Annotated in this window: 6 protein-coding genes and 2 pseudogenes; 6 read left to right on the top strand and 2 right to left on the bottom strand. The window is 61.3% G+C overall.

Features of this window, described 5'->3' with window-relative positions; all coding sequences use genetic code 11:
* Both EN925_RS12550 and ftsH read left to right on the top strand, forming a co-directional pair.
* Positions 1-278: pseudogene (locus EN925_RS12550) on the top strand (tRNA(Ile)-lysidine synthetase); the annotation flags it as partial.
* A 125-nt stretch (positions 279-403) separates the two neighbouring features.
* Positions 404-2,332, top strand: coding sequence for an ATP-dependent zinc metalloprotease FtsH (gene ftsH, locus EN925_RS12545; protein WP_013529152.1), 1,929 nt, complete (start codon positions 404-406; stop codon positions 2,330-2,332).
* Positions 2,333-2,580: 248 nt separating this feature from the next.
* On the opposite strand, the gene EN925_RS12540 is transcribed toward ftsH, so the two are convergent.
* Together EN925_RS12540 and EN925_RS12535 are read right to left on the bottom strand one after the other, a co-directional pair.
* Positions 2,581-3,033, bottom strand: coding sequence for a hypothetical protein (locus EN925_RS12540; protein WP_127369729.1), 453 nt, complete (start codon positions 3,031-3,033; stop codon positions 2,581-2,583).
* A gap of 242 nt (positions 3,034-3,275) precedes the next feature.
* The gene (locus EN925_RS12535; protein ID WP_128336578.1) at positions 3,276-3,920 is read right to left on the bottom strand and encodes a hypothetical protein; all 645 of its coding nucleotides are present in this window, start codon (positions 3,918-3,920) and stop codon (positions 3,276-3,278) included.
* A gap of 368 nt (positions 3,921-4,288) precedes the next feature.
* Here EN925_RS12535 and glmM point away from each other — a divergent pair, with 368 nt between their 5' ends.
* The 4 genes and pseudogenes from glmM to EN925_RS12515 all read left to right on the top strand — a co-directional run.
* Positions 4,289-5,641: a phosphoglucosamine mutase gene (gene glmM, locus EN925_RS12530; RefSeq protein ID WP_027162514.1), complete on the top strand. Its 1,353-nt coding sequence runs from the start codon at positions 4,289-4,291 to the stop codon at positions 5,639-5,641.
* A 248-nt stretch (positions 5,642-5,889) separates the two neighbouring features.
* A complete protein-coding gene (locus tag EN925_RS12525; protein WP_027162513.1) occupies positions 5,890-6,726 on the top strand; it encodes an outer membrane protein in 837 nt (278 codons plus the stop codon).
* 225 nt (positions 6,727-6,951) lie between these two features.
* On the top strand, positions 6,952-7,791 hold the full coding sequence (locus EN925_RS12520; protein WP_318011902.1) for an outer membrane beta-barrel protein: 840 nt from the start codon (positions 6,952-6,954) through the stop codon (positions 7,789-7,791).
* A gap of 200 nt (positions 7,792-7,991) precedes the next feature.
* Positions 7,992-8,534: pseudogene (locus EN925_RS12515) on the top strand (phosphoserine aminotransferase); the annotation flags it as partial.

Genomic DNA, 8,534 nt, shown 5'->3' with positions numbered 1-8,534 from the left:
CGGCAGCGGCGAAACGGCTGGCGACGGGTGAAGGAAAAACCCCGTCGAGCCTGATGCGCGCCGCGCTCGCGGTCGAACCGGCGGTGTGGCAGGCCGGTGAATGCCTTGGTTTGCCTGGATATGGACTGAAGTCCGCGACGGTGGAAGCGCGGCCGGTCGTTGCCCCCTTCGGCCGCTTCCTGCCATCCTTCGACCTAGCGCTGGCGCGGGCCGTCGCCGGGCTGATTGGCGCGGCCCCGGTCCCGCCCTTGCCTTTCAGCGGCCACAGTGCCGGCTGAGGGTTGCGCGAAAGCTTAACCCAGACGTGCTGTTCTGCTTGGCAAGGGGGGACGCTCTCCCTATGTTAGGCGCAAGTTTCCTCTCATGACGCGTGTCCGCCTCGCGGACGCCAACGGGACAATTGATGAATCCGAACTATCGCAACCTCGCGCTCTGGGCGATCATAGCGGTCCTGCTCATAGCCCTGTTCAATCTGTTCCAGACGCCGCAGACGCGAGGGGCTTCCAGCGATGTGCCTTATTCGCAGTTCCTGCAGGATGTCGCGGCGGGGCGGGTCAAGACGGTGACCATTGCTGGCGCTCGTATCAGCGGCACCTACACCGACAATTCCAGCGGTTTCCAGACCTATTCGCCCGGCGATCCTTCGCTGGTCTCGCGGCTGCAGGACAAGAACGTCACCATCAATGCACGGCCTGAAACGGACGGTTCCAATTCGCTGTTCGGCTATTTGATCTCCTGGCTGCCGATGATCCTCATCCTCGGCGTCTGGATATTCTTCATGCGCCAGATGCAGTCCGGCTCCGGCCGCGCGATGGGCTTCGGCAAATCGAAGGCCAAGCTGCTCACCGAAGCGCATGGCCGCGTCACTTTCCAGGACGTTGCCGGCGTCGACGAAGCCAAGGAAGATCTGGAAGAGATCGTCGAGTTCCTGCGCGATCCGCAGAAGTTCCAGCGGCTCGGCGGCAAGATTCCGCGCGGCGTGCTGCTCGTCGGCCCTCCGGGAACCGGCAAGACGCTGCTCGCGCGCTCGGTTGCCGGCGAAGCCAATGTGCCGTTCTTCACCATTTCCGGTTCTGACTTCGTCGAGATGTTCGTCGGCGTCGGTGCAAGCCGCGTCCGCGACATGTTCGACCAGGCCAAGAAGAACGCGCCCTGCATCATCTTCATTGACGAAATCGACGCAGTCGGCCGTCATCGCGGCGCCGGCCTCGGCGGCGGCAATGACGAACGCGAGCAGACGCTGAACCAGCTGCTGGTCGAGATGGACGGTTTCGAATCCAACGAAAGCATCATCCTGATCGCTGCCACCAACCGGCCCGACGTGCTCGATCCGGCACTGCTCAGGCCAGGCCGCTTCGACCGCCAGGTCGTGGTGCCGAACCCTGACATCGTCGGCCGCGAGAAGATCCTCAAGGTGCATGTGCGCAACGTGCCGCTGGCGCCCAATGTCGACCTCAAGGTGATCGCGCGCGGCACGCCTGGCTTCTCCGGCGCCGACCTGATGAACCTCGTCAACGAATCCGCGCTGATGGCGGCACGACGCAACAAGCGCCTCGTCACCATGGCTGAATTCGAGGACGCCAAGGACAAGATCATGATGGGCGCCGAGCGCCGCTCGTCGGCCATGACGCAGGCCGAGAAGGAACTGACCGCCTACCATGAGGCCGGCCACGCCATCCTCGCGCTCAACGTGCCGTCGGCCGATCCGCTGCACAAGGCCACCATCATCCCGCGCGGCCGTGCGCTCGGCATGGTCATGCAGTTGCCCGAAGGCGACCGCTATTCGATGAGCTACAAATACATGATCTCGCGGCTCGCCATCATGATGGGCGGCCGTGTCGCCGAGGAGTTCAAGTTCGGCAAGGAGAACATCACCTCCGGAGCTTCTTCGGATATCGAGCAGGCGACCAAGCTGGCGCGTGCCATGGTCACGCGCTGGGGCTTTTCCGACAAGCTCGGCCATGTCGCCTATGGCGACAACCAGGAAGAAGTGTTCCTTGGCCATTCGGTGGCACGCACGCAGAACGTCTCGGAAGAAACGGCGCAGATCATCGACGCCGAAGTGCGCCGCCTGATCGATGAGGCCTATTCGTCGGCGAAGTCCATCCTGACCAAGAAGAAGAAGGAATGGATCGCGCTGGCGCAGGGCCTGCTGGAATACGAGACGCTGTCCGGCGAGGAGATCAAGCAGTTGATCGCCGGCCACAAGCCCGCACGCGACCTCGGCGACGATACGCCGCCAAGTCGTGGCTCGGCCGTGCCGAAGTCCGGCGGCCGCCGCAAGAAGGGTCCTGAGCCCGAAGGCGGTATGGAACCACAGCCGTCGAGCTGAGTTCGGCCACCGATTTCATCGAACGCCGCGGCTTGCTCCGCGGCGTTTTTTGTTTTTGGCATTGGGGAGGAGTTGTCCGCGACCTCGCATCTGCGACGGTGACGATTGGCGAAAGCCTAGGTGATAGCCCATCTCCCCCCCTTGCGGGGGAGATTGGCAACGTCGCCGCTGGCGTGCCCTCGAAGGCAAAAAAAAGGCCCGCGAACCCTGCGGTTCGCAGGTCTTCTCTTCTTCAGATGTCTTGTCGCTCAGCTCTTCAGCTTGGCATTGCACAGGCTGTAATAACCGCCGCCCTTCTGGATCCAGCGAAGGCCGTTCAACGTGCCCGCGTCCTTGTTGCCATGGTAGCCCTGGAGACAGGTCTTCATGCGAGCCTTCGCGGGCTTTTCGGTCTTGAACTCGGCGGCCAGCGTGGTCGGAAATGTCACGCCCGCGGGCGCTGCAGTGGGGGCGACCGCCGCGCTGGTTTCCTTTTTCGTCTGCGGCTCGGTTTTGACCGTATCCTCGCTGACACTGTCCGCTGCTGATGTCGCGCACTTCTCCTTGCGAAAAGCCGTCCAGTCCATGCCGTTCAGAGTGCCGCCTTCCTTGGCTGTTCGATAGGTCTCGCCGCATTCCTTCATCGTCAGTGCGCTTGCGGGGGCGACGCTCCAAGCGACAAATGCGGTCGCAGCCAATACCGCCAATTTCAAACCGTGCATAAGACCCTCCTGGTTGATAATAAGTTTGACGTCTTTTTGTATATGGTTTGTTCTCTATATGTTCAACCAGAATCTTTACGGACTGCCGATGAGCTTGGCGTTGGGCAGTGTAGGCGAATTGATGATGCCGGCAGCCCGGCGACATGCAGATGCGAGCAAGGCAGTGTGCGTCTTCGCGCAACAAAAAAGGCCCGCGCATCTTGCGATGCGCGGGCCTTTGTTTGGAGACTATGGCTAAGCGATCAGCTCTTCAGCTTGGCGTTGCACAGGCTGTAGAAGCCGCCGCCCTTCTGGATCCACTTCAGGCCGCCAAGCGAATTGGCGTCCTTGAGGGCATAGTACTGGTCGAGGCAGGTGTGCATACGGCCCTTTCCGGGGGTCTCGCTGGTATATTTCGGCGAGATCGCGGACGGGAAGGTGACGCCCTTGGGCGCAGCCGTCGTCGGCTTCGCCGGCTCCTTGGTGTAGCTCGCCTCGTCGGCGGCCGGCACGGTGTCGTCATCCGAGGCGGCTGCGCCGCACTCGGTCTTGCGGAAGTCGTTCCACTTCATGCCGTTCAGCGTGCCGGCAGCCTTCGCCGCCTGATACTTGGTGCTGCATTCCTTCGCCGTCAGGCCCTTGGCCGTGCTGTCGTCCGCCGCGGCAGCCTTCGTGGTGTTGGTCGCTTTCTTGGCATCGGCCGGCTTGGCGTCGGTCGTCGCTGTGGCGTCGGTGCCGCACTGAGCCTTGCGGAACTGGTTCCAGGTCGCTCCGGCCAGTGTCCCCGCATCCTTGGCGGCGTTATACTTCGTGCTGCACTCGGCCATCGTCAGTGCGTTGGCTGGCGCGGCCAGGAACAAGGTAGCGACGGCGAGGCCGGTCAAAGTGGCAAGTCGGTGGATGAGCATAGCGTTTCTCCGTTGCAGCAGCCCATGATACGTCCCTGCAAATCAATAACGCTCAACGGTCGGTTGCGCCAGATGCTAAGTGGCGTATATATCGCCGAAAATCGGCTTCTCCCGATAAGGTGATGAAATCGTTGTCCGTTGCCTGGTTCAGAGCAAGATTTTCCTGGTGCATCCGCGCTGAAAGGCTCGAATGACTTGTATATTGCAGCATGGCAGTCTGGGCATGTCAGGTTGCGGCCACGTTGTGTGCAGTGCACAACAATGGTTTTCTAAGGATTGGTAACGTATAATCACACAATGTGATCATAGCGCCCTGGCCAATTGTGGCATGACGTGCCGGGGAAGAAACGTCGAGGAAGCTGACTGGCATGGCAGGGAATTATTTCGGCACGGACGGCATTCGCGGACGCGCCAACAAGTTTCCGATGACCGCTGAAATCGCGATGCGGGTCGGCATGGCCGCCGGCCTTTCCTTCCAGCGCGGCACCCATCGACATCGTGTCGTGCTCGGCAAGGACACCAGACTTTCCGGTTATATGATCGAGAATGCCATGGTCGCCGGTCTTTGTGCCGCCGGCATGGACGTGTTCCTGCTCGGCCCGATCCCGACGCCGGCTGTCGCCATGCTGGTGCGTTCGCTGCGCGCCGATATCGGCGTCATGATCTCGGCCTCGCACAACCCTTATTACGACAACGGGATCAAGCTGTTCGGACCCGACGGCTACAAGCTCTCCGACGAGATCGAGGAGCGCATCGAGAGCATGCTCGACAGGGATATCGAACTGGCGCTCGCCGACTCCGACGGGCTTGGCCGCGCCAAGCGCGTCGACGGCGTGCATGACCGCTACATCGAATTCGCCAAGCGCACCTTGCCGCGCTCGATGTCGCTCGCGGGCTTGAGGATCGTCGTCGATTGCGCCAATGGCGCGGCCTACAAGGTGGCGCCCGAGGCGCTGTGGGAACTGGGCGCCGAGGTCGTCGCCATCAATGTCGAGCCCAACGGCTTCAACATCAACAAGGAATGCGGCTCGACCCACCCGGCCGGCCTGCAAAAGAAGGTGCACGAAGTGCGCGCCGATATCGGCATCGCGCTCGACGGCGACGCCGATCGCGTCGTCATCGTCGATGAAAACGGCGCGATCGTCGATGGTGACCAGATCATGGCGCTGATCGCCGAATCCTGGCACCAGAGCGGGCGGCTTGCCGGCGGCGGTGTCGTCTCAACCGTCATGTCCAATCTGGGCCTCGAACGCTTCCTCGGCGACATGAAGCTGCAATTGCACCGCACCAAGGTCGGCGACCGTTATGTCGTCGAGCATATGCGCGCGCACGGCTTGAATGTCGGCGGCGAACAGTCGGGCCATATCGTGCTGTCCGACTTTTCGACCACCGGCGACGGCCTGGTTTCGGCGCTGCAGGTGCTGGCCTGCATCAAGCGGCAGGGCCGGCCGGTCAGCGAACTGTCGAAGAAATTCGAACCCGTGCCGCAACTCCTGAAGAACGTTCACATTTCCGGCGGCAAGCCGCTCGAGGAGGCGCCGGTCAAGGCCGCCATCGAAGACGCGCGTAACCGGCTCGGCAAGACCGGACGGCTGGTTATCCGGCCATCCGGGACAGAGCCGCTGATCCGCGTGATGGCCGAGGGCGACGACCCGCAACTGGTCGAGTCCGTGGTGAATGGCATCGTGGACATCATCTCGGAAACGCGCAGCGCCGCCTGAGCCCCACAGCGCCCGGCAGGACGTCGTCGCCTGAACCTGTCCAAGCCCGCCTTTCGGCGGGCTTTTTCTTGTCGGCTCCCAGTCTGTTCGCTGTTCGGAAATCTCGCAGCGGTTCCCAGAAGTTTCGAGATTCGTGGTTAAGCAACAGGGTTAAACGCCTTTTAACCTTTGCAATTCATTATCCACGACTGAAAGCCAATCGCATTTCGGGCGGGTTTGCCGTTCCGAGCTTCTCAGGGGTGACAAGCATGTTCAAGACAGCAAGAAAGGCCCTGCTCGCCTTACTGTTCGCAGGCCTGGCGGGGCCGTTGTTCGCGGCCGACCTGCCGGAACCGATCGTCGAAGAGGCTCCGCCTCAGGCCGTCTACGAGCAGCCGGTAGAAGTCGGCGGCTGGTATATCCGCGGCGACATCGACTATCACAAGTCGACCGTGCGCGGCATCGACTATATGACCTACACCATCGATCAATGTAATTGTACGGTCACGCCCGGCACCAGAAGTTTCGATTTCGGCAAGCTCAAGGGCGGGTTCTCGCTCGGTGCCGGCGTTGGTTACAAGATCAACGACCACTTCCGGACCGACCTGACCGCCGACTACTGGTTCAAGTCGAACTTCAACGGCGGCACCTCGGATATCAACGGAACATCGACCGAAGTGTCGAAGATGAGCGCCCTGCTGCTGCTGGCCAATGCCTATGTCGATCTCGGCACCTATCACGGCATCACGCCTTACGTTGGCGCCGGCATCGGCGGCGCCCGCGTCAAGTGGGATGATGTCTACGATCCGAACACCACCGAGTTCAATCCCGGCAGATCAAGCTGGCGTTTCGCCTACGGTCTGATGGCCGGCGCTTCGTACTGCCTGACCGACAAGATCATTCTCGATGCCGGCTACCGCTTCTCCCATATCCAGGGCGGCCGCATGTTCGACTGGAACATCACCAGCTCCGGTCCCGGCTTCGATCGTGGCATCAACACACACGAAGTGCGCGGTGGCCTGCGTTACCAGTTCGGTGGCAACAACGGTTGCGCCGCGCCGGTCGTTGCCTACCAGCCCGAACCCGAGCCGATCTACACTAAGTAACAGCATCTACATTACTTGAATTCTTCACAAACCGCCCGGCCTCAGCCGGGCGGTTTTTCGTTGGCCGCCTGGAATCGACAGGGGAAATGAATTCGCTAACGCTCTGTTAGCCTTAACCGCCACTTAACCACTATGGTTAACAATGCTCCTTGAAACGATGGCTGCCGCTGCGATTGCGGGCTGCGCCAAATTCGGGAGTCGGGGACCATGAAACTTACATCGCGTATGGCGCTGGCGCTCGGTGCACTAGCCCTCCTGCCGCTGACGCCGGTGCACGCGGCCGACTACGATCCGCCGATCTATGTCGACCAGGCGCCCGACTACGTCCCGGTCGAGGTCGGCTCCGGCTGGTATCTGCGCGGTGATCTCGGCTATGCCTTCAACAAGCCCTATGAATTTTCGGAAACTCCGGCCGGTCTGGTTACGGATACCAGCCCGCTGTCTGGTTCGATAGGTATGGGCTACCATTTCAACGATTACTTCCGTGGTGAATTGAATTTCGGTCTGCTGCCGACAAGCAAATTCGCCAGCAAATTCGACAGTACTTGCGATGGAACGCAGACGGTGACTGTCACCAGCGGTGGCAGCACAAGCGCGTTCGCCGGCCCAAGCACCCGTGGATGCGAAGGCTCCAACGACGGCAACAACAAGGCCTACGATGTGATGGCCAGCGCCTTTGTCGACCTGGGCACTTATGTCGGCTTCACGCCCTATGTCGGAGGCGGTGTCGGCATAGCGTACAGCACCTACAAGTACGCTCAAGGCGCTCGCAACTGTCAGAATTCATCGACAACATCAGGTACAACCACGACCATCTTTGAATGCGACGATCCAAACGGCTATGATGGGACGACGCAGTCGGAGAAGCAGTTCAGCTTCGCCTATACGCTCGGCGCCGGCTTTGCTTATCAGGTCAGCAAGAATGTTGCAGTCGATGTCGGCTATCAATACACGGCTCTGCCTTCCGCGAAATACGTGACAGCAGACGCTGTCGGCAACCCTGAGTTCAAAAAGGGCCTCGATTATCATCAGGTCAAGGTCGGGCTGCGCTACGATCTCTGGTAGGCGCGGCGAGTACGAGGACCAGCACGGCGGATCATGGGGTCCGTCGTTTGCGTTTGAAGTCACGACATCCTGATCGGGGATCGCCGGTATCCCGGCAACGACAAAAACTTTCCTCTTGACGCCTGAAGCCCGAACGAATATCGCCGTCCGTGGGCCACCCCTCCCCAACGAGGGGCCACTATCTGGAAGGATAGACCACGATGACGACGCATACGAAGCCCGGACTCCGTCCGGCAAACCCCAATTTCTCCTCAGGTCCCTGCGCAAAGCGCCCCGGCTGGTCGGTCGAGGCGCTAAGAAATGCTGCGCTCGGCCGTTCCCACCGCGCCAAGATCGGCAAGACCAAGCTCGAACAGGCGATCGAGCTGACGCGCGAGATTCTCCAGGTCCCGGCGGGTTACCGCATCGGCATCGTGCCGGCGTCGGACACCGGTGCGGTCGAGATGGCGCTGTGGTCGCTGCTCGGCGAGCGCGGCGTCGACATGGTCGCCTGGGAGAGCTTTGGCTCCGGCTGGGTCACCGACGTGGTCAAGCAATTGAAGCTCGCCGACGTGCGCAAGATCGAAGCCGGCTACGGCGAGCTGCCTGATCTCACCAAGATCGATTTCGACCGCGATGTGGTGTTCACCTGGAACGGCACCACGTCGGGCGTTCGCGTGCCGAACGGCGATTTCATTCCCGCGGACCGCAAGGGCCTGACCGTCTGCGATGCGACTTCCGCCGCATTCGCGCAGAGGCTCGAC

It is taken from the genome of Mesorhizobium sp. M7A.F.Ca.US.006.04.2.1 (assembly GCF_004022915.1).
Taxonomy (GTDB): domain Bacteria; phylum Pseudomonadota; class Alphaproteobacteria; order Rhizobiales; family Rhizobiaceae; genus Mesorhizobium; species Mesorhizobium ciceri.
This window is presented reverse-complemented; position numbering and strand designations above follow the sequence as displayed.